General features: G+C 72.8%; 20 protein-coding genes. 8 read left to right on the forward strand and 12 right to left on the reverse strand.

Annotated features, from left to right (window positions below):
* Positions 1-33 precede the first annotated feature (33 nt).
* The 3 genes from GTY47_RS06755 to GTY47_RS06765 form a co-directional block, all read right to left on the reverse strand.
* Complete coding sequence (locus tag GTY47_RS06755; protein WP_010036370.1) at positions 34-1,554, reverse strand: aldehyde dehydrogenase family protein; 1,521 nt, start codon at positions 1,552-1,554, stop codon at positions 34-36.
* A gap of 179 nt (positions 1,555-1,733) precedes the next feature.
* Positions 1,734-2,303 carry a DinB family protein gene (locus tag GTY47_RS06760; RefSeq protein ID WP_040902768.1) on the reverse strand — a complete coding sequence of 190 codons (570 nt, stop codon included), beginning with the start codon at positions 2,301-2,303 and terminating at the stop codon, positions 1,734-1,736.
* A gap of 46 nt (positions 2,304-2,349) precedes the next feature.
* Positions 2,350-3,267 carry a LysR family transcriptional regulator gene (locus GTY47_RS06765; protein WP_010036375.1) on the reverse strand — a complete coding sequence of 306 codons (918 nt, stop codon included), beginning with the start codon at positions 3,265-3,267 and terminating at the stop codon, positions 2,350-2,352.
* Between the two features lie 93 nt (positions 3,268-3,360).
* Here GTY47_RS06765 and GTY47_RS06770 point away from each other — a divergent pair, with 93 nt between their 5' ends.
* Positions 3,361-4,794 carry an MFS transporter gene (locus GTY47_RS06770; RefSeq protein ID WP_010036378.1) on the forward strand — a complete coding sequence of 478 codons (1,434 nt, stop codon included), beginning with the start codon at positions 3,361-3,363 and terminating at the stop codon, positions 4,792-4,794.
* Here GTY47_RS06770 and GTY47_RS06775 read toward each other — a convergent pair.
* From GTY47_RS06775 to GTY47_RS06790, 4 genes are all read right to left on the reverse strand, one after another.
* On the reverse strand, positions 4,787-5,776 hold the full coding sequence (locus GTY47_RS06775; RefSeq protein WP_010036381.1) for a malate dehydrogenase: 990 nt from the start codon (positions 5,774-5,776) through the stop codon (positions 4,787-4,789). The genes GTY47_RS06770 and GTY47_RS06775 overlap by 8 nt on opposite strands.
* A 1,058-nt stretch (positions 5,777-6,834) precedes the next feature.
* Positions 6,835-8,094, reverse strand: coding sequence for an XRE family transcriptional regulator (locus GTY47_RS06780; protein WP_040902771.1), 1,260 nt, complete (start codon positions 8,092-8,094; stop codon positions 6,835-6,837).
* A gap of 364 nt (positions 8,095-8,458) precedes the next feature.
* Complete coding sequence (locus GTY47_RS06785) at positions 8,459-8,926, reverse strand: DUF3017 domain-containing protein (RefSeq protein ID WP_040902792.1); 468 nt, start codon at positions 8,924-8,926, stop codon at positions 8,459-8,461.
* 130 nt (positions 8,927-9,056) lie between these two features.
* Positions 9,057-9,911, reverse strand: a complete 855-nt coding sequence (locus GTY47_RS06790) for a bifunctional methylenetetrahydrofolate dehydrogenase/methenyltetrahydrofolate cyclohydrolase (protein WP_010036388.1) — start codon at positions 9,909-9,911, stop codon at positions 9,057-9,059.
* A gap of 274 nt (positions 9,912-10,185) precedes the next feature.
* On the opposite strand from GTY47_RS06790, the gene GTY47_RS06795 reads away from it, so the two are divergent.
* From GTY47_RS06795 to GTY47_RS06815, 5 genes are all read left to right on the forward strand, one after another.
* On the forward strand, positions 10,186-10,767 hold the full coding sequence (locus tag GTY47_RS06795; protein WP_010036394.1) for a hypothetical protein: 582 nt from the start codon (positions 10,186-10,188) through the stop codon (positions 10,765-10,767).
* Positions 10,768-10,899: 132 nt separating this feature from the next.
* Complete coding sequence (locus GTY47_RS06800; protein ID WP_010036396.1) at positions 10,900-11,646, forward strand: FHA domain-containing protein; 747 nt, start codon at positions 10,900-10,902, stop codon at positions 11,644-11,646.
* Entirely contained in the window at positions 11,643-13,205 is a 1,563-nt protein-coding gene (locus GTY47_RS06805; RefSeq protein WP_010036398.1) for a protein kinase, read from the forward strand. The genes GTY47_RS06800 and GTY47_RS06805 overlap by 4 nt, the downstream gene beginning before the upstream one ends.
* Before the next feature lie 103 nt (positions 13,206-13,308).
* Positions 13,309-15,042, forward strand: a complete 1,734-nt coding sequence (locus GTY47_RS06810) for a serine/threonine-protein kinase (RefSeq protein ID WP_010036400.1) — start codon at positions 13,309-13,311, stop codon at positions 15,040-15,042.
* Positions 15,043-15,155: 113 nt separating this feature from the next.
* A complete protein-coding gene (locus GTY47_RS06815) occupies positions 15,156-15,749 on the forward strand; it encodes an ALF repeat-containing protein (protein ID WP_010036403.1) in 594 nt (197 codons plus the stop codon).
* Between the two features lie 49 nt (positions 15,750-15,798).
* Here GTY47_RS06815 and purH read toward each other — a convergent pair whose 3' ends face one another.
* Positions 15,799-17,361, reverse strand: a complete 1,563-nt coding sequence (gene purH, locus GTY47_RS06820; protein WP_010036404.1) for a bifunctional phosphoribosylaminoimidazolecarboxamide formyltransferase/IMP cyclohydrolase — start codon at positions 17,359-17,361, stop codon at positions 15,799-15,801.
* Entirely contained in the window at positions 17,358-17,996 is a 639-nt protein-coding gene (gene purN, locus GTY47_RS06825) for a phosphoribosylglycinamide formyltransferase (protein ID WP_010036405.1), read from the reverse strand. The genes purH and purN overlap by 4 nt, the downstream gene beginning before the upstream one ends.
* 333 nt (positions 17,997-18,329) lie before the next feature.
* Here purN and GTY47_RS06830 point away from each other — a divergent pair, with 333 nt between their 5' ends.
* The gene (locus GTY47_RS06830; protein WP_010036408.1) at positions 18,330-19,109 is read left to right on the forward strand and encodes a hypothetical protein; all 780 of its coding nucleotides are present in this window, start codon (positions 18,330-18,332) and stop codon (positions 19,107-19,109) included.
* Between the two features lie 16 nt (positions 19,110-19,125).
* Here GTY47_RS06830 and GTY47_RS06835 read toward each other — a convergent pair whose 3' ends face one another.
* Entirely contained in the window at positions 19,126-20,856 is a 1,731-nt protein-coding gene (locus GTY47_RS06835) for a DUF6350 family protein (protein WP_010036410.1), read from the reverse strand.
* A 96-nt stretch (positions 20,857-20,952) separates the two neighbouring features.
* Between GTY47_RS06835 and GTY47_RS06840 the strand changes: the two genes are divergently transcribed.
* Positions 20,953-22,311 carry a helix-turn-helix domain-containing protein gene (locus tag GTY47_RS06840; RefSeq protein WP_010036412.1) on the forward strand — a complete coding sequence of 453 codons (1,359 nt, stop codon included), beginning with the start codon at positions 20,953-20,955 and terminating at the stop codon, positions 22,309-22,311.
* Positions 22,312-22,373: 62 nt separating this feature from the next.
* Here GTY47_RS06840 and sucD read toward each other — a convergent pair whose 3' ends face one another.
* Together sucD and sucC are read right to left on the reverse strand one after the other, a co-directional pair.
* Complete coding sequence (sucD, locus tag GTY47_RS06845; protein ID WP_010036416.1) at positions 22,374-23,258, reverse strand: succinate--CoA ligase subunit alpha; 885 nt, start codon at positions 23,256-23,258, stop codon at positions 22,374-22,376.
* Between the two features lie 21 nt (positions 23,259-23,279).
* On the reverse strand, positions 23,280-24,458 hold the full coding sequence (gene sucC / locus GTY47_RS06850; protein WP_010036417.1) for an ADP-forming succinate--CoA ligase subunit beta: 1,179 nt from the start codon (positions 24,456-24,458) through the stop codon (positions 23,280-23,282).
* Between the last annotated feature and the right edge of the window lie 782 nt (positions 24,459-25,240).

A 25,240-nucleotide genomic window follows, 5' to 3' on the forward strand; every position in this document is an offset into this window, starting at 1 on the left:
GGCAGCGGGGGGCAGTGGGGGGCGGCGAGCAGGTCAGCCCGCGAACCAGCGCACCGGCTTCGGCGCGAGGTTCTGGTAGACGTGCTTGGTCTCGCGGTACTCGGCGAGCCCGGCCGGGCCGAGTTCGCGGCCCACTCCGCTCTTGCCGAAACCGCCCCATTCCGCCTGCGGCAGGTAGGGGTGGAAGTCGTTGATCCAGATCGTGCCGTGCCGCAGCCGGCCGGCCACGCGCCGGGCGCGGCCCGCGTCGGCGGTCCAGACACCGCCCGCGAGGCCGTACTCGGTGTCGTTGGCGAGGGCCACGGCCTCGTCCTCGGTACGGAAGGTCTCGACGGTGAGGACCGGCCCGAAGACCTCCTCCCGCACGACACGCATCTCGCGGTGGCAGTGGTCGAGGACGGTCGGCTCGTAGAAGTAGCCGTTCTCCGGGCGCTGCGGGGAGGGCTCGGGGCGCTTGCCGCCGGAGCGCAGCACCGCGCCCTCCTTGAGGGCGGACTCGACGTACATCTCGACCTTGGCACGCTGCTGTTCGGAGACCAGCGGGCCGCACTCGACGCCGTCCTCGGTGCCGCGGCCGAGCCGGATCTTCTCGGCCCTGCGGGCGAGCTCGGCGACGAAACGGTCCCGCACGGACTCCTCGATGATGAGGCGGGCACCGGCCGAGCAGACCTGGCCGCTGTGGATGAAGGCGGCGTTGAGGGCCTGGTCGACGGCGGTGTCGAAGCCCTCCTCGGTGGCGCAGGCGTCGGCGAAGACGACGTTGGGGTTCTTGCCGCCGAGTTCGAGGGCGACCTTCTTGACGCCGGGCGCGGCGGCCTGGGCCACCTTGGTGCCGCTGATCAGGCCGCCGGTGAAGGAGACCAGGTCGACGTCGGGGTGCTCGGAGAGCCGGGCGCCGACCGAATGACCCGGCCCGGTGACGATGTTGGCGACCCCCGCGGGCAGTCCGGCCTCGACGAGCAGCTCGATCAGCGCGATGGTCGTCATCGGGGTGATCTCGCTGGGCTTGATGACGAAGGTGTTGCCGGCGGCCAGGGCCGGGGCGATCTTCCAGCTGGCCTGGAGCAGCGGGTAGTTCCAGGGCGTGATCATCGAGCAGACGCCGATGGGCTCGTGGACGACGACGCTGTGGATGTCGGGCGAGCCGGCGTCCACGACCCGGCCCGGGCTCTCGGCCGCGATCAGGTCGGCGAAGTACCGGAAGGCGTCGGCGACGCAGTCGATGTCGACGCGCCCTTCCTCGACGGTCTTGCCGGCGTCACGGCTCTCCAGCAGCCCGAGCTGCTCGCGGTCGCGCACGAGCAGGTCGGCGACCCGGCGCAGCAGCGCGGCCCGCTCCCCGGCGGGCGTCCGCGGCCACTCCCCCTCGTCGAAGGCGCGCCGGGCGGCGGCGATCGCGAGGTCGGTGTCCTTCTCGTCGCCCTCCGCGACCACGGCGAACGGCAGGGCGTCCGCAGGGTCGAGGATCTCGCGCGTGGCGCCGGAGACGGCCGCACGCCATTCCCCTCCCGCGTGGATGGTGCTGCGCGCCTGGAGTTCGTTGCTTTCCGCCATGATCGCTTTCGCCTTCCGTTCCTGATCAGCGCCCCTGTGTCACACATGTGTCACTAAGAGACCGAGTGCGCCTGCCCTGGTCCCCCGGATGCATGCGCGATCCGTGGCCGAAAGTGCGCCGCGTCACTGGAGATGCGGGCAATCAGGGGCAAAGCGGGCGCCGATCAGGCGCGGAGACGTCAGATCGTCCGAGGTCGGAAGTCCTCCGGCGGGTCCTCGCCCACCCGTCCGTCGATCGACTCACGTATGAGGTCGGCGTGGCCGACGTGGCGGGCGTACTCCTCGATGAGGTCGACGAGCAGGCGCCGCACGCTCGGGGACCGGCCGTCGCGGGTGGTGTACGCGGCGAGCCGGCCGGCGTCGCCACCGGCCAGTGCCTCGCGCAGGTTCGCCCGGGACCGGGCCACCGTCCGCGCCCACAGGGCGTACAACTGCTCGGGGGTGTCCCCGGCCGAGCTCCACTCTTGGTCCGGCTCGGTGTCCCGGTCCACCGCGTCCCACGGCGGCGCTGGCTTCTTCCCCAGCAGTCGCACGGACAGGTACTCGTCCTCGACGTGGGCGAGGTGTTTGAGCAGGCCGCCCAGTGTGAGAGCCGAGGAGGCCACCCGAGCGCTCAGGCCGACCGCGTCCAGCCCCTCGCACTTCCAGGCGAACGTCCTGCGCTGGCGCTCCAGCGAGCCGACGAGCGTGTCCGACTCGTCCCCCGCGACCGGCGGCTCGAACGGTACCGCTTCCACATCCTGTGTCATGCGGCGAAGACTACGACCCGGGTCTGACAACGCCACGCCGCAGCGGCTACGACCCCGACCACTCGGCGAGGATCTCCCGCATCGTCCCCCGAAGCCATCCGTGCGCGGGATCGACGTCGTGGCGTGGGTGCCACGCCAGTCCGACCCGGACCGGGGGCAGCCAAAGGGGGACATCGAAGGTGGCCAGGCCCAGGGCCCGCGCCAGCGGCACGCTCCAGGAGCTGATCAGACCCGCCAGGTCGGTGGCCCGGACGACGAAGAGGGAGGCGGGGAAGGTGCCCACCGACCCCACCACCCGCCGGGCCAGGCCGAGTCCGGCGAGCGCCTCGTCCACCGGCCCGTGCAGCTTCCCCCGCCGGGAGACGGTCAGGTGATCGGCCTCAAGAGCGAACCGCTCGGGCGTCAACTCACCCTCCAGCAGCGGATGCCCGGCCCGTACGACCCCCACCATCCGGTCCTCGTACAGCGACTCCACCCGCACCTCCGGCGCCACCGTGTCGATCACCCCGACCTCCAGATCGGCGGTGCCCTCGCGCAGGAAGGGCGCGTCCACATGGCTCTCGGTGAGGAACCGGAGGCGGATCCCGGGGGCGTCGCGGGCCGCCCGGGTGAAGAGGTCCGGGCCGCAGGCGGCGGCGACGGCGTCATGGCAGAGGACGGTGAACGTGCGGGTCACCGTCCTCAGGTCGGTGTCGGTGGGTGCGAACAGCGCCCGGGCCCGCTCCACCACCGCGCTCACCTCGGCCCGTACGGCCAGCGCACGCGGCGTCGGCACCATCCGCCGCCCGGCCCGCACGAGCACCGGGTCACCGAGCGCCTTGCGGATGCGGCCCAGGGTGCGGCTCATCGCCGGCTCGGACAGATGCAGCCGCCGCGCCGCACCGCCGACGCTCTGCTCCTCCAGCAGCACGTCCAGGGCGACCAGCAGATTCAGGTCCAGGCCGCTTGATTGCGTCACACGCATCGATCCCTTGCAAAGGTTGCACTGGAGTACGGGTACGGGCCGAGCCTACGGTGACGAGGCGATCCCCCGTCCACCGAGCTCCCGGGAGGAGCCTTGCCCTCGCACGCCCTGAAACGGCGGACCCTGCTCGCCCTGTGCGCCTGCGTCCTGGTCGCCCAGAGCATGGTCGCCGCCGTCAACCTGCTGATTCCCCAGCTGAGTTCGTCGTCCCTGCACCCCTCGTCCAGCGAGATCCTGTGGACGGTCGACGCGTACGTCATCGTCTTCGCCGGGCTCCTCATCCCGGCCGGCACCCTCGGTGACCGGTACGGCCGCAAAGGCGCCTTGCTCACCGGGCTCGCCCTGTTCGCGGCCGGCGCCGCCCTCAGTGCCCTCGCCCGGGACCCGGCGCTGCTCGTCGCCGGGCGCGGTGTCTCGGGAGCCGGGGCCGCGCTGATCACACCGGCGACGATGTCGATCCTGCTGCACCTCGCCGGACCGCACGGGCGCGCCCGGGCGATGGCCTCCTGGACGCTGGCGATCGGCCTCGGCGGCCTGGCCGGCAATCTCGGCGGCGGTCTGGCCGGCCAGTTCCTGTCCTGGCGCGCCCTGTTCGCCGTCATGGTCCCGCTGGCCGCGCTGCTCGCCCTCGCGGTGGCCGTCACCACCCCGCGCACCGACCGCTCCCCGCACAGCCACCTCGCCCCGGCCGGCACCCTGCTCCTCACGGCCGGGCTGGTCGCCGCGCTCTTCGGCATCATCGAGGGCCCGGAGTACGGCTGGGGCGCACCGCGGATCCTGTTCGCGTTCGCGGCGGGCGCCCTGCTCATCGCCCTGTTCACGGTCCAGTCCCTGCGCTCGCGCACCCCGCTGTTCGACCCGCGCGTCTTCGCGGCGCCCCGGCTGCGCGCGGCCACCCTCGGCATGGCGACCGGCTTCTTCGGCCTGTTCGCCCTCTTCTACCTCAACTCGCAGTACCTCCAGGGCGTCAAGGGCTACGGCCCCGCCCGCGCCGGCATCTCCATCGTCCCGCTGATCGTCGGCATGGCACTGGTGCCCCGGCTGGCGGCACGCTGGGCCCCACGTCACCCCCGGCCGGTCATCGGCGGCGGCCTGGCCCTCATCGGCGTAGGCCTGCTCGGCGTGTCGACGGCCGGCGCGGGCACGCCCTACGCGGTGTACGCCTGCTGGCTGCTGGTCATCTCGGCGGGCACCGGGCTGTGCATGCCGACGCTGACCCTGGGCGTCGTCACGTCCCTGCCGCCCCACCAGGCGGGTCTCGGTTCCGGCCTCGGCACCGCCGCCCGGGAGATCGGCGCGGCGCTCGGCGTCGCGGTCACCGGCACGGTCCTGGCCTCCCACGACGGCCTCCCGGGCGGTATGGCCCCGGCCCTGCGCACGGTCGCCCTGCTGGTCCTGGCGGCGACGGTGGCGGTGGTCGCCGGGTACGGCGGCTCCCGGAAGGACGCCGGAGAGCCCGCGGGCCCCGCACCGGACGGAACCGGTACGGGGCCTGCGCACAAACGCGGAGGGGCTCCGGTCAGATGAGGCCGAGGCCGCGGACCGCCTCGCGCTCCTCCTCGAGCTCCTTGACGGAGGCGTCGATCCGGGCGCGGGAGAACTCGTTGATCTCCAGGCCCTGGACGATCTCGTACTTGCCGTCCTTGCAGGTGACCGGGAAGGAGGAGATCAGGCCCTCCGGGACGCCGTAGGAGCCGTCCGACGGGATGCCCATGGAGACCCAGTCACCCTCGGCGGTGCCGTTGACCCAGGAGTAGACGTGGTCGATGGCGGCGTTGGCGGCGGAGGCGGCCGACGAGGCGCCGCGGGCCTCGATGATGGCGGCGCCGCGCTTGGCGACGGTCGGGATGAAGTCCTCGGTCAGCCACTTCTCGTCGTTCACGACCTCGGCGGCGTTCTTGCCGGCGACCGTGGCGTGGAAGATGTCCGGGTACTGGGTGGCGGAGTGGTTGCCCCAGATGGTGAGCCGCTTGATGTCGGAGACCGTGGAACCGGTCTTCTTCGCGAGCTGGGTCAGGGCGCGGTTGTGGTCGAGACGGGTCATGGCCGTGAACCGCTCGGCGGGTACGTCGGGCGCGGCGGCCTGCGCGATGAGCGCGTTGGTGTTGGCCGGGTTGCCGACGACGAGGACCTTGACGTCGTCCGCGGCGTGGTCGTTGATGGCCTTGCCCTGCGGCTTGAAGATGCCGCCGTTGGCCTCCAGCAGGTCGCCGCGCTCCATGCCCTTGGTGCGGGGGCGGGCGCCGACGAGCAGGCCCACGTTCGTGCCGTCGAAGGCGACGTTCGGGTCGTCCGTGATGTCGATGCCCGCCAGGAGCGGGAACGCGCAGTCGTCCAGCTCCATGGCCGTGCCCTCGGCCGCCTTCAGGGCCGGCGTGATCTCCAGCAGGCGCAGCTTCACCGGCACGTCCGCGCCGAGCAGCTGACCGGAGGCGATGCGGAAGAGCAGGGCGTAACCGATCTGGCCGGCCGCGCCGGTGACGGTGACGTTCACGGGAGTGCGGGTCATGGCGTTCTCCGTATGACAGCTGGCGGTGGGGCGTCCCTGCCCCGGACGTTTGATCGATCTCTTGGCGTCAAGAGATCGATCCAGCGGTCAGGCTATCGCGCATCCGGGATCCCGGACGGCCGGGGCGGTGTGGCCCACCCCACAACCCACCCCGCACCCGTACAAAAAGGCGGCCGCCCGTCCGGGAGAGGAGGACGAAGGCGGCCGCCGGGGGGAACCGACCAAGCCGGACTCCCGTGGGGGTACGGTTCGCGTGCCCCCGATTCCGCCGACCATGCCACCCTCTCGGAAATTCATCGCCACCCGGCCCTACTGCCGCCGCCTCCGACGCCATCCGGACGCTGCGACCAGGCCCGATACCCCCCGCGTTCCACCGGACGCCCGCGCCCCCGGGACCTCCGGCCGAAGGCCAGGCACCCCACCGGACACAGGCTGCCCGCCACGCGCCAGGCACCACCCGATCCCACCCCCGGCCGGAACGCACACAGCCCGCCAGGGCCAAGACGCCCCGCCCCGCGCAAGGCACCCTGCCGGGCCCCGGTCCCCGGCCGGAAGCAAGCCGCCCCGCCCGGGCAGCACTCGTCGGGCACCACAGCCACGTACCGGCCTCCACCCGACGCGAAGCCCCCCGCACCCCTCGGGCACTCACCCAGCCCGAACGACTCAGCCGCAAAACAGGCACCCGCCGGACACATGACGCCCCGCCGGGTACCGGGCCACCACCACGCCAGAAGCAAGCCGCCCCCGCCCGGACGGCTCTCGTCAGGCGCCTCGGCCACTGCTGGACCCCACGCGAAGCGCCGCGCGGCCCCTCACCAGCCCCGATGACTCGACCGCAAACCAGGCACCCGCCGGGCACAGGACGCCCCGACGGGTACCGGGCGCCACCGGATCCGATCCCCGGCCACACGCCACGGGCGCCCTCAGAGACAAGCCCCCGGCCAGGAACCCCCGCCCCCAGCCCCGGCCAGAGGCCACGCGCCCCGTCGTGTGCCAGGCGCCCGCCCGGCCCCCCGGCCGGAAGCCAGGCGCCCCGCCGGAGGCCAGGCGGTGGTCGCCTACTCCGTGCAGCCCTGCCGGCCGGACGCCAGGGTGGCGCAGGCCTTCGCGTCGGCGGCGTTCTCGACCGAGACCATCGGGGTGTACGCGATCGTGTCGCCGGCGGCGGTGATGCTCCCCGTCTGCTTCGCCTTGCCCGCGCTGACCTGCACCTCGTCGCCCTGAGCCGCCTGGGTGATACGGCCCCAGGCCGCCTTGCAGGTCTCGCTGTAGCGGACCTCGACGACGGTCGTGCCGACGGTCGCGGTCTGGGCCGTGGTCACCAGGTCACCACTGCACCCCATGTTCTCCGCGTCCTTGCCCGTGCAGCTGTCGCCGCTGCACTTCACGCCGGGCGGCAGCTCCTGGTTCGTGGCGGCGGTCGGCGCCGGCGACTTGCCGCCGCCCTTGGCCTCGTCGTCGCCACCGCCACCGGTGAGGTAGAACGCACCGGCGATCACCACGAGCACGCCCACGACACCCGCGAGGAACATCGCGGTCCGCCGCTTGCCGCCCGAGCCGCCCGAGCCGGCAGAGCCGCCGGAGCCACCGGCGCCACCCGCACCCGCACCCGCCGGGACGGCGTCCCGCGGCGGTGCGTCGTACGAGCCCGCTCCGACGCCCGGCATCCGGGCGGTGCCGGGGCCCGAACCGGGCGTGGAGCCGGTTCCCGTGCCGGCGGGACGCCCGCGGCCCTGGGACGGGCCCTGGTACCCGGCCACCCCCCACGAGTTGACCCCGGTCCCACCGCTGCCGGTGGAGTCCTGGACCTCGGGGGCCGTCGGCTGCGGCGGCACGGTCGGGGCGACGCCCGCCGGCCCCGCGATGCCCGGCGTGACCGTGGCGCTGCCGCTTCTGCGGGCGGTCCGGCTACCGCCCGCGGAGGCGGCCTTGCCGTCGTCCTTGGAACCGGCCGACGGGCTCCCGAAGTCCTGCCCGCCGAACTCACCGAGCGCGGCGCGCGCCTGGGAGATCCGGATGGCCTCCATCGTCATGTCGTGCCGCATCTCCGAGCGGCTCCAGGCGCGCTCGGCGAGCTCCCACATGGTGGTGAGGTGCACCGGGTTGGTCCCGGTGACCTCGGCCAGCGCCACGATCGCGCCCTTGGGCGCGAGCAGCCGGCCGTTCAGATAACGCTCCCACGACGTCTTGCTGTAGCCCGTGCGGTCCGCCACCGACGCGATGCTCAGACCACTGCGGTCCACGAGCCTGCGCAGCTGGCTGGTGAACTCCCTGATCTGCGGATCGAGCTCATCCGGCAAGGCCCTCCAACGAGGCATTGCTTCCCCCCTCTTCCCCCCGGTACGTGCTGTTGTTTCCCGCGCTGTTCGCCCCGCGTTGGCGGCCTAGGCCGAGTCCCCGTTCTGCTACCCACAGGGATGCGCCCACTCAGGATCTCAGTTCCCTGACCGGGGGCGCACAGGAGCACAGACCCCGCGCGCGATACACCCTGGACCGTCCCGATTGTCCATGCCAACCCCGTGGTTGCACCACTTCATGCCGAATCTCCGGCGGACGTACCGGAACCGTCACTTCCGTGCCACAGCGTTCTGACAGCCGTTGAACAGGCCGTTCGCCGTGCAGGAGGGTTGGCCGTGACGGCGGCCCGTCCTTCCTCGGGGGAGAGGACGGGCCGCCGTCCGGTCACTCGCTGGTGACCGTGAAGTGCAGTGTGTCCTTCAGGAACGGGATCTGGAGCCAGGGATTCGGCTGCGCCATCATCGCCAGCAGGACGATCGCCAGGCCCATGACGCCGTACGTGACGATGTCCGTGAACCGGGAGCGGACGGCGAGCATGCCGACGTCCGGCAGCAGCCAGCGCATCGCGCCACCGCCCAGCAGGGCGATGCCGATCAGCAGCGTCCCGAGCCGGAACTGCCCGAACGCGGTCACCAGCAGCCCGAGTCCGACCACACCCAGCACGGCGAGGACGGGCCACTGCCGCGCCGGCGCGAACGCGTCCCCGGGCGCCGCCCGGCCACCGCCCTCGGGCCGCGCGGTGTCCTTGGTGAACAACGGAAACCGCCGGGTGACCCGCCGCGGCCGCCCCTCGGCGTCGGGGGCACTGACGGGATCCCGCACGGTGAGATCGCCGTCCTCGTCGCGCACCACAGCATCGGAGTCACCGTCGACCGCACTCGGCGCGTCGTGCTCCCCCTGCACGGCCTGCGCACGGGTACCGGCCGGGGCGCTCTCCGTGTCCCCGGCCTCCGAGGCGCTCGCCGCGCTCCCCGCGTTCCGTTCAGCCGACACTGCGCTCCGCCGCCTCGACCACGTTGACGAGCAGCTGGGCGCGGGTCATGGGGCCGACTCCGCCGGGGTTCGGGGAGATCCAGCCGGCGACCTCGGCCACGTCGGGGTGGACGTCGCCCACGATCTTGCCCTCGGCGCTGCGCGAGACACCGACGTCGAGGACGGCCGCGCCCGGCTTGACGTCCTCGGCGCGGATCAGATGGGCGGAACCGGCCGCGGCGACGATGATGTCCGCGCGCTTGAGGTGCGCCGACAGGTCACGCGTACCGGTGTGGCACTGGGTGACGGTCGCGTTCTCGCTGCGCCGGGTCAGCAGCAGCGGCATCGGCCGGCCGATGGTCACACCCCGGCCGACCACCACGACCTCCGCGCCCTTGATCTCCACGCCGTACCGGCGGAGCAGCGTGAGGACGCCGTTGGGGGTGCAGGGCAGCGGGGCCGGCTCGTTCAGGACCAGACGGCCGAGGTTCATCGGGTGCAGGCCGTCCGCGTCCTTGTCCGGGTCCATCAGCTCCAGGACGCGGTTCTCGTCGATGCCCTTGGGCAGCGGCAGTTGCACGATGTAACCCGTGCAGGCCGGGTCCTCGTTCAGCTCGCGGACGACCGCCTCGATCTCCTCCTGCGTCGCCGTGGCCGGCAGCTCGCGCTGGATGGAGGCGATGCCGACCTGCGCGCAGTCACGGTGCTTGCCGGCGACGTACTTCTGGCTGCCGGGGTCGTCCCCGACCAGGATCGTGCCGAGGCCGGGCGTGACGCCCTTCTCCTTCAGCGCCGCCACGCGGGCGGTCAGGTCGGACTTGATCGCGGCTGCGGTGGCCTTGCCATCGAGAATCTGGGCGGTCATGGCCCCATCCTCGCGGATGACCCGCCCCCGGTTCCAATCCGGCCGCAATACGGGCACCGCGGGGCCCCTCCTCCCGTATCCGTCCATGATCAGTGATGTTGCACTTGCACAACACATCGGGAATGCGGCTGGACAACCCCGTCAGTGGTGAAGAACGATGACCTGACAAGTGCCGCGGGCAGCTCAACGGGGGGACGGTCGCTGTCTGAAGAACTCTCCTCCGTGGCGGTGCCACGCGCGTCCCCGCACTCGGAACAACGGAGGAAAGTCCCCCATGAGCTACGGCGATCCGAACAACCCCTACGGCGCTCCCCAGGGGCAGCCGCAGCAGCCGCAGCAGGGCTACGGCTACCCGCAGCAGCAGGGGCAGGCGCCGGGTTACGGCTACCCGCAGGCCCCTCCGGTGTCCCCGTACGGCGGTCCCGCGGCGCCGACGACGATGCCGGGCTCGGTGGGCGCGGCCCGCGTGATGATGTGGGTCATCGTCGGTCTCCAGGTCGTCGGCGTGGCGTTCTTCGCCTTCGCCGCCGCGGCCCTCAACGCCGCGAAGGACGACGAGTCCCTCAAGGACAACACCGCTTTCCAGGACCTGGTCGGCCAGTCGACCGGCGTGATCTGGGGTTACGTCGTGTTCGGCCTGGCCTGGCTGGTGTTCGCGGCCGTCCTGGCGACCAAGTTCAAGAACGGCGGCAACGGCGCCCGCGTCACCATCCTGGTCTTCGCCATCATCACCGCCGTCCTCGGCATCTACCCGTTCATCCTCGTGGGCCTGGTGCACACCGTCCTGGCCATCCTGGTCGCGGTGTTCGTCGGCAACGCGAACGGCAAGGCCTGGTTCAACCGCCCCCGTTACTGAACGGACCCCGGCGAGCGGACCAGTTCACGCCAATCACATCCAAGGGCCGTGTCTCACCCGTACGAGGGGGGCACGGCCCTGGTGCGTCGCCCTAGTCTGGCGGTGGTAGCTGTCAGGCACGGGGAGAGCACCTTGTACAGCATCATCGTGGTACCTCCGCCGACCACGGAGGACGAGCGAAACCTCAGCCAGATCAGACTCGCGCCCGGCGAACGCCTCACGTTCGGCCGGTCCGCGCACGGCAACGACCTCCGCATCGCCCACGACGGAGTCTCCCGCCGGGCCGGTGAGATCACCGCGCAGGGCGCCTTCTGGATCCTCAGCAACCTCAGCCGCGAACAGACCTACGTGGTGGAGAACCCGGAGGGCGCGGGCGAACACGTCAAGGTCGCGCCGGGACGGCTGGACGCGCCGATCCCCTTCGAGTTCTCGCGGATCGTGCTGCCCGCCGCCGGTGACCTGCTGGGGCTCCAGGTGTGGGCGCCGCGCCACGACTACCTGAGCGGCACGGGCGGCCTCGACGGCGCCACGACCGCGCCGGCCTTCTCCCTCGACCGCACCAAGCGCTACTTCGCGGTCCTGGCGGCCCTGTGCGAACCGCGCCTGCGCGGCGCCCCGCACGCCCCGCTGCCCACCGTCGACCAGGTCGCCGACCGCCTGCGCCCCACCTGGCCGGCCGCGTCCCGCACGTCGGTGCAGTGGAACATCGACTACCTCGCCGTGAAACTGCGCCTCAAGCCGGGCCCGGAGAGCGCGGACACCGGCCCGCGGCTCAACGGCAAGAAGGAGTCCCTGGTCTCCCTGGCGCTCCGCTTCGACCTGGTCCGCGAGGACGACCTGGGCGTCCTGGCCGGCCCGTCGGGCCGGGCGGCCCGGTGACCGAGCCCTACGCCGTTCCGGTGCCGAAGGGCTACCGGGTCGGCGTCTGGGAGGTGCGCGAGCCCCTCGCGACCGGCGCCTTCGGCAGTGTGTACGCGGCCCGGCGCACCGGGGAGGGCCCGGAACTGCCCCGGACGGCCGCCCTGAAGTTCCTGCCCACCGGCACGGCCACGCCCCGCCGGCTGACCCATCTGCGCGAGCTGATCGAGCGGGAGGTCGAGCTGTACCGGCGGCTGAAGCAGCCGAGGCTCGTGCGGATGTACGAGACGCTGACCGTCGACGACCCGCACCGACCGGAGCTGGACGGCGCCACCGTCCTCGTCCTGGAGCGGGCCAAGGGCTCCCTGGCCGCCCTGCTCACCGCCACGCCCCGGCCCGAGGCCGGTCCCGTGCTGCTCGCGCAGATCTGCGAGGGCCTGGCCCAGTTGCACGGCGCCGGCTGGGTGCACGGCGACCTCAAGCCGGCCAACGTGCTGCTGATGGACGACGGTTCGGTCCGGCTCGCCGACTTCAACATGGCCGCCGAACTGGAGGGCACCCACGCCTACACCCCGGCGTTCTCCACGCCCGACTACACCCCGCCCGAGCTCCTGTGGACCGAGATCGGCGAACGGGGGCGCCGGATCCGCCCGTCCGCCGACGTATGGGCCTTCGGGGTCCTGGCGCACCTCGTCCTCACCGACTCCTTCCCGCTGCCCGGCGCGACTCCGACGGCCCGCCGCGACGCGGCCGCCGCCTACGCCCGCGGCACCGACGATTTGCGTCTGTCGCCCGAACTGCCCGACGACTGGCGGCGGATCATCTCCGCCTGCCTCACCCGCTCCCACGAGGACCGCGTGTCCGGTGCCACCCTGCTCGGCCGCGTCCGGGCGGCCGCCGGCACCGGGCACCGCTCCTTCCGCCTGCCCCGCCTGCGCCCGGCCCGCCGCCGCTCCCGTCGTACGGCGGTCCTGGCGGCCGGTGCCGCCGTCGCCGCCCTCGGCTACGGCGTCGCCACCTGGGCCGATTCCGGCGACGACGGCGGGAGCAAGGGCGGCGAGACCCGCAAGGTGACGCCCGCCACCTACGGCGCCTCCGAACTCCGCACCGACAAGGGCGTCCCGGTCGCCTACCGGCGGCTCATCGTCGACTCGGCCCACGACTGCGTGCAGCCGGAGATCACCCCGGCGCTCATCGCCGCGATGCTGAAGGTGGAGAGCGACTTCGACCCCGATCTCTCGGACCCGGACGCGGGAGAGGAGGGCGAGTACGGCATCGCCCGCTGGACGCCGAGCATCCTGCGCTGGTGGATCCGCGCCGACGGCGTCCCCGCGAAGGAGACCCCCAGGCCGCCGCTCACCCCCTCCGAGTCCATCCCGGCCATGGCCCGCTATCTGTGCTTCGCCGAACCGCGCCTGGAGGCCGGGCTGAGCGGCGACCGCCGGGTGCTGGTCGCCGCCGCGTACCGGACGTCGTACAAGAGCGTGAACGACGCGGGCGGTGTTCCCCCGAAGTACCGCGACTACGCCGCCCGCATCGCCCACTACCTCAAGGAGTACACCCCGGCCGCGACGAAGTGACCCTCAGAGTTCACAGGTACTGCCCGTCGCACACACGTCGGTCCGGCAGCCCGCCTCGGGTACCGTTTCCGGCGTCGCTGCCAGGACCACGGCCGGGGGATCCATGTCAGACGCCGCGTTCACGCAGACCGGTGCGGTGCCGCTGCGGCCCGCCGATCCGGTGCGGGTCGGACCGTACGTACCGCTGGGACTGCTCGGCAGCGGCGGCATGGGCCGGGTCTACCTGGCGCGCCAGGGGGACGGGACGCCCGGGCTCGCCGCGGTGAAGGTCATCCGGCCCGAGTACGCCGAGGACGCGCCCTTCCGGCGGCGGTTCGAGCGGGAGGCCACCGTGCACGCGCGGGTGGGCGCGCCCTACACGCCGGAACTGCTGGGCACGGGCTTCGAGCCGGACACCGACCTGCTGTGGATGGCGACCGTGTACTTACCCGGTCTCAACCTGGCGGAGGCGGTGCGGGAATGCGGTGTCCTGCCACCGGAAGACGCCTGGCGGCTGGTCGCCGATCTCGGGCGGGCGCTCGGCGCGCTGGCCGCGACCGGGATCGTGCACCGGGACTTCAAGCCGTCCAACGTTCTCCTGACCCCACAGGGTGCGCACGTCGTCGACTTCGGCATCGCCCAGGCCGTCGACGCCAGCGCGATCACCACGACCGGCAACCGCGTCGGCACGCCCGCCTTCATGTCCCCCGAGTACCTCAGGGACGGCCGCTGCGACACGGCCTCCGACGTGTTCTGCTTCGCGAGCACGGTCGTCCACGCGGTCACCGGGCACGCCCCCTTCGGCGACGGCACCGGCGTGGACGTCCTGCACCGCATCGCCTCGGAGGAACCGAACGCGGAGGTCATGGCGGAGGTGCGGAAGGCCGACCCGGACCTCGCCGCCCTCCTCACGGCCTGCCTCTCCAAGGACCCGGCCCTGCGCCCCGGCCCCGGGGACCTGGTCGAGGCGGCCTCGGCCCGGCCCCGGTCCGTCTCCTGGCAGGAACCGCTGGGCAGCCGCATCCTGGCCCGGCAACAGGCTTACGAGGCGCTGAGGGACAGTCCGTTACCGCCGCCGCGGGTGCAGCGGGCGGTGGGGCATCCGGCGCCTGCGGGGCCGGGATTCGGACCGGCCGGACCGGCGCCCGTGGCCGGCGTACCGGCGGCGGGGCAGCCGGGCTTCGGGCCGCCGGAAGCGGGAGGTACGCCGGTGGCGACACCGGCGGCCGGGACTTCCGCCAGGCGGCGGCTGGCGCCGTACGCCGCCCTCGCCGCCGTACTCACCGTGTGCGCCGTCGCCCTGACGGCCTTTCTGGCCACCCGCCCTTCGTCGGCCGGCGACACCGGCTCCGCCGCGCCCACGGCCCGTGCGTCCCGCGACGGTCACGTCCAAACGTCCCCGCCGGGCTCCGACCGCCCGGATTCCCCCTCACCGTCCAGGCAGGTCCCGCAGAGCGAGGGGACGACGACGGGCACCACGCCGAGCCCCTCGGGCAACGGGGCCGAGGCGGACACCCGTACCACCGCCCCCGCTCCCCCGCCGAAGACGACGAAGCCCCGGCCCTCCGCCACGGAACCACCGAAGACGCCCACCGCCCCGGTCGGGCCACCGTGGCTCACCGACTGCAGCTACTACTCCGGCACCGAACTCACCCGGCGCGGCGACCGCGGCCAGCGCGTCGTGCAGGTGCAGTGCATGCTGACCAAGCGCGGCTACGACGTGGGAGGCGCGGGCTTGGACGGCCAGTTCGGCAAGGACACCGCCGCGGCGGTACGCGGCTTCCAGCGTGACAAGGGGCTGGACGCCGACGGCAAGGTCGGCCCCAGGACGTGGGCGGCGCTGCGCTCCTCGACCTGAGAAAAGGCGCGCCTCGCGCGCCGGGGAATGTGAGGATGTCCGCACCGGGCCCAGGCACCCGCCTGGCAGCACCCGGCCTCAGCAACTCCCGCGACCCTTAGGCAGGTTCACGCATGAGACCCACCCGCGGTGCCCTGATCGTCGCCGCCGTCCTGACGCCGGCCCTCCTGCTCGCCACCCCGGCCCTCGCGGCCGGCGCGGCCCCGGCGGCCCCCGCCGTGACCGCCACGGCGGGGACGGACGGCACGCCGGTGGACGAGATGTCGGAGGACGATCTGCGGATCGCGATCCTCCGCATCATCGCCGACGAGGACAGCGGACGAGGCGTCGTCAGGGAGGCCAACGAGGCCCTCGACGGCACCGTGGAGGACATGCGGGAGTTCCTGAAGACGGGCTACCGCCTCGCCCAGGCCGAGGACGACCGCGTCGCCATCGCCCGCATCCTGGCCGACCCGGACTCCGGCCGGGGCGTCAAGCGGGAAGCGGGCAAGGCCCTCGACGTGAACACCCCGGAGGCCCTGCGGGCGTTCCTGGAGACCGGCTACCGCCTCGCCCAGGCCGAGGACGACCGCGTCGCCATCGCCCGCATCCTGGCCGACCCGACGATCAGCGACGCGCTCCGGGCCGCCGCGGAGGACGCCATCGACGGCACTCCGGAGGAGCTTCGGTACTTCCTGGAGGTCGGGCGGTACGAGGTCGACGGCTGAGTCGTACGGAGGGGGCCGGCGGCGCCGCCGGCCCCCTCCGCCGCCGCTCTCAGTGGAAGAAGTGCCGCGTCCCGGTGAAGTACATCGTGATGCCGGCCTTCTGCGCGGCCTCGACGACCAGTTCGTCACGGACCGAACCGCCGGGCTGGACCACGGCCTTCACACCGGCCTCGGTGAGGATCTCCAGGCCGTCCGGGAAGGGGAAGAACGCGTCGGAGGCCGCGTAGGAGCCCTGCGCACGCTCGGCGCCCGCCCGCTCCACCGCCAGCTTCGCGGAGTCGACCCGGTTGACCTGCCCCATGCCGACGCCCACCGAGGCACCGTCCTTGGCGAGCAGGATCGCGTTGGACTTCACCGCGCGGCAGGCCTTCCAGGCGAAGGCGAGCTGCTGGATTTCGTCGGCGTCCAGCGCCTCGCCGGTCGCCAGCGTCCAGTTGGCCGGGTCGTCGCCGTCGGCCTGGAGCCGGTCGGTGACCTGGAGCAGCGCGCCGCCGTCGATCGGCTTGACCTCGACCGGGGCGGAGGGCCCGTCGGGGCAGCGCAGCACGCGGATGTTCTTCTTCTTGGTGAGGGCCTCCAGGGCGCCGTCCTCGTAGTCCGGCGCGACGATGACCTCGGTGAAGATCTCCGCGACCTGCTCGGCCATCTCCTTGCTGACCGGGCGGTTGACCGCGATCACACCACCGAACGCCGACAGCGGGTCGCAGGCGTGCGCCTTGCGGTGCGCCTCGGCGACGTCCGCGCCCACCGCGATGCCGCAGGGGTTGGCGTGCTTGATGATCGCGACGCACGGCTCGGCGTGGTCGTACGCGGCACGACGGGCGGCGTCCGTGTCCGTGTAGTTGTTGTACGACATCTCCTTGCCGTGCAGCTGCTCGGCCTCGGCGAGGCCGCCCGTGCCGGAGACGTACAGCGCGGCGGGCTGGTGCGGGTTCTCGCCGTAGCGCAGGGTGTGCTCGCGCTCCCAGGTGGCGCCGAGGAAGTCGGGGAACTGCGACTCGTCGACGGGCGCGTAGGAGGAGGCGAACCAGGAGGCGACGGCGACGTCGTAGGCGGCCGTGTGCTGGAAGGCCTCGGCGGCGAGCCGCTTGCGGGTGGCGAGGTCGAAGCCGCCGCCCCGGACGGCCTCGAGCACGTCGGCGTAGCGGGCGGGGCTGGTGACGACCGCGACGGACGGGTGGTTCTTGGCGGCGGCCCGGACCATCGACGGACCGCCGATGTCGATCTGCTCCACGCACTCGTCGGGCGAGGCGCCGGAGGCGACGGTCTCACGGAACGGGTAGAGGTTGACGACGACGAGGTCGAACGGCTCGACACCCAGCTCGGCGAGCTGCCGCTGGTGGTCCTCCAGGCGCAGGTCGGCGAGGATGCCGGCGTGCACGCGCGGGTGCAGTGTCTTGACCCGGCCGTCCAGGCACTCGGGGAAGCCGGTCAGCTCCTCGACCTTGGTGACGGGGACGCCGGCGGCGGCGATCTTCGCAGCGGTGGAGCCGGTGGAGACGAGCTCGACCCCGGCCTCGTGGAGCCCGCGCGCGAGCTCCTCGAGACCGGTCTTGTCGTAGACGCTGACGAGCGCCCGGCGAAGGGGCCGCTTGTTGCTCTCGGCGGTCACTGGATAACTACCTTTCGTCCCTCAATGCGATAGCCGTTGCGGGCGAGGCGCCCCACGACCTCGACGAGCAGCCTTCGCTCGACTTCCTTGATGCGCTCGTGCAGAGCGCTCTCGTCGTCCTCGTCCCGGACCTCGACCACGCCCTGGGCGATGATCGGGCCGGTGTCGACGCCGTCGTCGACGAAGTGGACGGTGCAGCCGGTGACCTTGGCGCCGTACGCGAGCGCGTCCCGTACGCCGTGGGCCCCCGGGAAACTGGGCAGCAGTGCCGGGTGCGTGTTGACGAACCGCCCGCCGAACCGCGCGAGGAACTCCTTGCCGACGATCTTCATGAACCCGGCGGAGACCACGAGGTCGGGCTCGAAGGCGGCGACGGCCTCGGCGAGCGCGGCGTCCCACTCCTCGCGGCTGCCGTGGTCCTTGACCTTGCACACGAAGGTCGGCAGCCCGGCGCGTTCGGCGCGGGCCAGCCCCTCGATGCCCTCGCGGTCGGCGCCGACGGCCACGATCTCGGCCCCGTACGCCTGCGCACCGGCGGCGTCGATCTCGTCGAGGAGCGCCTGAAGGTTGGTTCCGGATCCGGAGACCAGCACGACGAGGCGCTTGGCGCGCTGGGCCACGGGCTTGGCGGCCACGGTGGGGGCCTTTCTCGGGGGAGTGTCTGTCCAGGCGGCCGGACCTGGCGTAGCGCCATGGCGTTTGTACATTCATACGAATGCTTCGCGCCCCCGGATACGGGGAAGCCTACGAACCGGCCGACCGTCAGCAACGATACCGGCACACCGGGCGGCCCCCACGGGACGGGGGCATGGCCGGAAGGTAGCGTCTGGGCGGAGCCGGTTCGGGAACGCCGTCCGCACGTGATGCGTTCAAGAGGTGTCGGACCCGGGTCCGACACCGTTCAGTTCTGTCCACCCATTCCTGCTCACCCACTCGTTCCTACTCATCAACGGGAAGACGCTCACTTGATGCCGGACCGCAGCCTGCGACTCCTCACGTTCCCCCAGCTGTCGGCGCAGGGAGGGGAGCGCGGCAGCGTGCTGCTGCGGGAGCGCCCCAGCTCACCACCCGACGCGCCGTCGGACGGCGACCGCGGCGACGAGCGACGGCGCGGCTCCCAGGAGGACAATCCGTTCGCCCCGCCGCCCGAGGGCACCCCGGACCGGCCCTGGCAGCCGCGCCGCCCGTCGGGTGACGACTCCCAGGACGACGGCGAGGACGACCGCGCGCCCTGGGGCAGGCAGTGGAGCGACCGGCAGCCCGGCCGCTCCTCCGGCGGCTTCGGCGAACGCCCCCGCGGCGGACCCGAGGGCCAGGGCGGCGGCCCTCAGGGCGGACCGAACCCGCGCTGGGACCCGACGGACCCCGCCCAGCGCCGCGCGCGCTATGCGCTGCTGTCGGGCATGTGGGCCTTCTTCTTCGCCCTCTTCAGCTGGCCGTACGTGGCGCTGCTGCTGGGCGCGCTCGCCCTCTACTGGGGCATCAGCGCCCTGCGCGCCAAGCCCCGCAGGCCCGACCCGGACTCCCCGGCCCCCGAGCAGCAGGGCCGCCCCCAGACGACCGCCGCGGTGAGCGGCCTGGTCACGGCGTCCCTGGCCATCGCCCTGGTCGCCGCGTCCTTCACGGCCCAGCTGGTCTACCGCGACTACTACACCTGCACGAACGACGCCCTCACGAACGAGGCGAAGCAGTCCTGCACCGAGCTTCTGCCGAAGGAGCTGCGGGGCTTGCTGGGCACGAACGGCTGACGGGCGGCCTGCTGCTTCAGGGGGTGTCCGGCCCGGCGGTGGGGTCGGGCGGGGGCAGGACGTCGTAGGGCTCGGGGGCCGGGTCGGCCGGCAGGAAGTCGTACGGTTCGAATGGGGTGTCGTCCTGGTCCCGGAGGCCGTGGAAGGCGTGGAGGGCGTCCGGTGTGGCGGACGAGGTCCTCGGCTTGGCTGGCCCGTCGGGCGGGGAGGCACCGTCCAGGGCGCCCCCGGCGACTCCGGCGATCCCGGCGATTTTGGTATGGGTGAACCAACCCCGGCGGTGCGAGCCCTTCCGTAGGTGTCCGCCCCGCGCGGCGCCCCCGGCCGGTTCGTCCCGCTGTTTGCCGATACTCGGCCCGTCCGCCTGGGGCGCCCGGCATCGACAGGCCCGTACGGTCATCGCCGTCGGGACGGCCACCAGCACCAGCCACGCCAGTGTCGCCGTACCCACCTGCCACCACACCGGCCCGAAGCGGGCCAGGACGGTGACCCCGAGCGGCCCGCCCGCCAGCGCGGCGAGCCCCGCGAGCACGGCCGCGCACAGCACGGCCGCGAGGGCGGCGGCACGGGCGGTGCGCCCCGGCGACCAGACGACACCCCGCCCGCCGCCCGGCCGCGTCCCGCCGCCCTCCCCGGAGGCCGCCTCCTGTGCCACGACCCAGCCGACGACCACCCCGGCGACCACCGGCACGGTCCCGGCCGCCGCCCAGTGCACCAGCCGCCCCTCACCCGCCTCCGGCACCGCCGCCAGCAGCGGGAACGGCGGCAGGAACGGAGCCGGCGCGGAGGACAGCGGGCTGACGACATGGCCGACGCCGAGGGCGAAGCCGGGGCCGAGGGCGTAGGCGGCGCCCCACACCGCCGCGTTCGGTACCAGGGCCGCACACAGCAGCAGCACCGCGAACCGCCCCGACCACCCCTCCGTCAGCCGCAGCAACGCCGCCTGGGCCGCCGCGCCGTGCCCCACCAGCGACAACGCCACCAGCAGCGCACCGCCCGCGAGGAGTACCGCCGTCCCGGCGGCCGCCGCCCTGGCGGCGACACCCGGGCGCCCGTCCGGCCCGAGGACCAGCGGCCGTACCCGCGCCGGCAGCACGCCCAGCAGCAGCCGCAGCGGCCCGCCCGGACGGCCGTACGCCGACCACACGCCCGCTCCGGCGGCCACCACGGCGACCAGCGGCACGTACACCCCGGTCCACAGCCACGACGGCCGCAGCGCACCGCCGGCGGCGTACAGGGCGGCGGGCGCGGCGACGGCGAGGTAGCCGAGGACGACGCCCGTCCAGGCGATGCGGGCCGAGACCGGCGGCGGTTCCGCGACCACCTCGATGTCCGCCGGCTCCACGATGTCCTCGGCGCTGCCGTCGGCCTCGCCCCCCGCCCCGCCGTCCGTGGCATCTCTCGCCGCCCGGTGCAGCAGCCACACCGGCAGCGCGAGCAGCAGCAGCGGCGGGACGCCCACGGGGGCGGGGACGCCGGCGAGCGTGTCGGCGCGGACGAGTTCGGCTCCGTGGGCCAGCAGCCACAGCGCCGCCGCCACGTGCAGCGCGCCGCCGGGCCCGCTGTCCGGGTACGGCGAGGTGATCCACAGCAGCATCGCCGGCACGGCGAACGACGCGAGCCCGAGGCCCGCCGCGACCGCACCACCCGTGAGGGCGCCGGTCAGTCCGGGCGAACGGTCGCGCATGCGGGTCAACAGGGGCGAGGCCGGACGTCGGCGAGCGGTCATGTCGATCACGCCCGCCATGCTCCCAACGACACGCGCTTTCCCGTCGTAACAGGCGAACCATCGATGTGTCGCTCAATATACGTTTATGTATTTTTCCGTACGGAGGGGCGCCCTGTGACACAGAGCCCAGCCATCCCGCTCCCGCCGCCCAAGGAACGCCGACGCCTGCGCGAGGCCGCCTCGATGACGCGGGCTCAACTGGCTTCCCAGGTGGGCGTCACCAGCGAGACGGTGCGCGGGTGGGAGACCGGCCGCTCGACGCCGCGCGGCCGGAAAGGGGAGAAGTACGCGAAGCTGCTGAACTCACTCGGGACGGAGGCGGAAGTGACACCGCCTCATGCGGAGCGCGGGGGCGACGCCGCGAGCGATCTGAGCCGCCCCTCGGCCTCAGACCACGACCGCGCCTCCGGCAGGAACCGGGGCCGCACCTCCGGCACGGACCAGGACCGCACCACCGTCGGCCACCGCAGCCGCACCTCGGCCATCGAACACAGCCGCGACCCCGGCAGCGTTCACAGCCGCGCCCCCGCCGCCGGCCATCGCCACACCACCGTCGCCGACCACCGCCACACCACTGCCGTCGCCGTCGCCGACCGCAGCCACTCCACCGTCACCGACCGGCGCCCCGGCCCCGACCGGGCAACGGCCCTGCGGCGGCCGGACGATGTGACCGCTGCGCTGAGCCCCGAGCAGGCCTTCGACGCGCTGTACGCGTTCTGCGCGCCCGCGCTCGTCCGGCAGACCTACCTTCTGACCGGCCGCCGCGAACTGGCGCGGGAGTCGGTCGAGCGGGCCTTCCACATCGCCTGGCAGCGCTGGCCGGAGGTGGCCCGCGACCCCGACCCGGCGGGCTGGGTGCGGGCGGTGGCCTACGACTGCGCCCTCTCTCCGTGGCACCGGTTCCGTCCTCGCCACCGGTATCCCGAGCCGCCGCCCCCCGACGCGGTCGACCGCGCGCTGCTGGAGACGCTGCTGAAACTGCCGCCCTCGTACCGCCGCACGCTGCTGCTGTACGACGGTGTCGGTCTCGGCCTGCCGGAGACGGCGGCGGAGACGGAGGCGAGCAGCCGCGCGGCCGCGAACCGGCTGATGCACGCGCGGGAGGCGGTCGCCGAGCGGCTGCCGGAGCTGGCGGACCCGGAGGTGCTCCACTGGCGGCTGGTCGGACTGGCCTCCATCGAGCGGCTGCGGGCCGCCAAACCACTGGTGGTGCGCCGGGCCGGGGAACGCCGGGCGCGTTTGTGGACCCGGGCAGCCATCGCCTTCACGATCACCCTGATCGCAGTCACGGCCCTCACCGCCCGCACGGCCCCCGCCCGCTACGAGCCACCGGTGCCGCAGGGCGAGACCGTCCAGGACGTGCCGCCACCGGCCGCGCCCGGGCCCCTGTCGGAGTCGGAGCGGGAGCTGCGGGCGAAGCTGCGCGAGGAGGAGCAGCGAGGGGCGGGCCGGCTGATGCCGCAGCCTCGGTAGCACGACAGCGGGCCCGCTCCCCGTACGGGGAGCGGGCCCAGCAGTGCGCGTTACGGCGTTGTTCAGCCGGCGAGGATCGCGCGCGCCAGCTTCGCCGTCTCGGTCGGCGTCTTGCCGACCTTGACGCCGGCGGCCTCGAGGGCCTCCTTCTTCGCGGCGGCCGTGCCGGAGGAGCCGGAGACGATGGCGCCGGCGTGGCCCATGGTCTTGCCCTCGGGCGCGGTGAAGCCCGCGACGTAGCCGACGACCGGCTTCTTCACGTTCTCCTTGATGAAGGCCGCGGCCCGCTCCTCGGCGTCGCCGCCGATCTCACCGATCATCACGATCAGGTCGGTGTCGGGGTCGGCCTCGAACGCGGCGAGGGCGTCGATGTGGGTCGTCCCGATGACCGGGTCGCCACCGATGCCGACGGCGGAGGAGAAGCCGATGTCCCGCAGCTCGTACATCATCTGGTACGTCAGCGTGCCGGACTTCGACACCAGGCCGATGCGGCCCGGCTTGGTGATGTCGCCCGGGATGATGCCGGCGTTGGACTGGCCCGGCGTGATGAGGCCGGGGCAGTTCGGGCCGATGATGCGGGTCTTGTTGCCCTTGGACACGGCGTAGGCGTAGAACGCGGCCGAGTCGTGGACGGCGATGCCCTCGGTGATGACGACCGCGAGCGGGATCTCGGCGTCGATGGCCTCGACGACGGCGGCCTTGGCGAAGGCCGGCGGGACGAAGAGGACGGATACGTTCGCGCCCGTCTTCTCGATCGCCTCGGCGACCGTGCCGAAGACCGGGATCTCGTTGCCGTCGATGTCGACCGACGTGCCCGCCTTACGGGGGTTCACGCCGCCGACGATGTTGGTGCCGTCGGCCAGCATGAGCTTGGTGTGCTTCATGCCCGTGGCACCGGTCATGCCCTGGACGATGACCTTGCTGTCCTTGTTGAGGAAGATAGCCATGGCTGTTTAGTCCCTCGTCCCTTACTTCGCAGCCGCGAGCTCGGCGGCCTTGTCGGCCGCGCCGTCCATGGTGTCCACGCGCTGCACCAGCGGGTGGTTGGCGTCGGAGAGGATCTTGCGACCCAGCTCGGCGTTGTTGCCGTCGAGACGGACAACGAGGGGCTTGGTGACTTCCTCGCCCTTGTCCTTGAGCAGCTGCAGCGCCTGCACGATGCCGTTGGCGACCTCGTCACAGGCGGTGATGCCACCGAAGACGTTGACGAACACGGACTTGACGTCCGGGTCGCCGAGGATGATCTCCAGGCCGTTCGCCATGACGGCGGCGGAGGCGCCACCACCGATGTCGAGGAAGTTGGCGGGCTTGACGCCACCGTGCTTCTCACCGGCGTAGGCGACGACGTCCAGGGTGCTCATGACGAGACCCGCGCCGTTGCCGATGATGCCGACCTCGCCGTCGAGCTTGACGTAGTTGAGGTTCTTCGCCTTGGCGGCGGCCTCGAGCGGGTTCGCCGCGTCCTTGTCCTGGAGGGCCTCGTGCTCCGGCTGGCGGAACTCGGCGTTCTCGTCCAGGGAGACCTTGCCGTCCAGGGCGATGACGTCACCGGAGGCGACCTTGGCCAGCGGGTTGACCTCGACCAGGAGGGCGTCCTCCTTGATGAAGGTGTCCCACAGCTTGACGAGGACGTTCACGACCTTGTCGGCGACCTCGGCCGGGAACTTGGCGGCCTCGACGATCTCGCGGGCCTTGGCCTCGGTCACGCCCTCGTTGGCGTCGATCGGCGTCTTGGCGACGGCCTCGGGGCGGGTGGCCGCCACCTCCTCGATCTCCATGCCGCCCTCGACGGACGCGATGGAGAGGAAGGTGCGGTTGGCACGGTCCAGGAGGAAGGAGACGTAGTACTCCTCGACGATCTCCGGGGCCGTCTCGGCGATCATCACCTTGTGGACCGTGTGGCCCTTGATGTCCATGCCGAGGATGTTGGTCGCGTGCTCGACCGCCTCGTCGGGGGTGGCGGCGAGCTTCACGCCGCCGGCCTTGCCACGGCCACCGACCTTCACCTGGGCCTTGACGACGGACTTGCCACCGAGGCGCTCGGTGGCTGCGCGGGCCGCCTCAGGCGTGTCGATGACTTCACCGGCCAGCACCGGTACATCGTGCTTGGCGAAGAGGTCCCTCGCCTGGTACTCGAACAGGTCCACGCGCTTCCGTCCCTATCAGTGATCTCGCGGTTCGTTGTCTGCGTGGGCGTGCCGCGAGGGCAACGTGACGTCCGCTGTCTGTCACAAGGGAGGCGCACACGGTGTCCGAGCGCGCGGCATGTCCGTCTCGCAGGTTATCGCTGCTTGCGGGGGGCCTCTAAATCGAGGGTCACACCTGAGCGGTGATACCTGTCACATGATGCCGCGCTCTCTGGCACGGCGTGCCGGAGGTGAGGGACCTCACCGGGCTGGGGTTGACCCGGTGAGGCCCTTCTGACATCCCCGAAGGAGCACAAAGGCCCAGTTCAGGCCCCGGCTCTGCGGGGTGCGGGGTGGCTGGTCCCCACCCCAATGGGGACCAGCCGACCCCATCCACGAGGTTTCGGCCTCGGACGACCGACGGTTTTCGACCGCCCGGAGGCGATGTCTCGTGGAGTCGGTGGGGCGAGCGTCCGGAGTCCGGAGTCCGGAGTGCGGGAGGTGTCCGAGGAGCGACACCGAGAGCGGCTGGCCGCTCGTGCTAGCCGGGGAAGACGGGGATGTCCCGGTGCACGTCCCGGGTGCCGACCGTGCGGGAGCGGGCCGCGGCAGGGGCAGGAGTCTCAGCGGGGCCCGGTGGCTCAGAGTGACGGCGTACGCGTCGCCGTGGCGCGACGTGCCGCTGTCGGCCGTGGACCGGTTGCCGAGCGTGCCGTCAGGCCGCCCTGCGGGCACGTACCCGCCCGAATCGTGTCCGGCGTGGGCGGACGGGCCGGCGTGGTCCGCGCGTCTGGTGTGGGCCG

This window comes from Streptomyces sp. SID5464, from assembly GCF_009862985.1.
GTDB classification, from domain to species: Bacteria; Actinomycetota; Actinomycetes; order Streptomycetales; family Streptomycetaceae; genus Streptomyces; species Streptomyces chartreusis_D.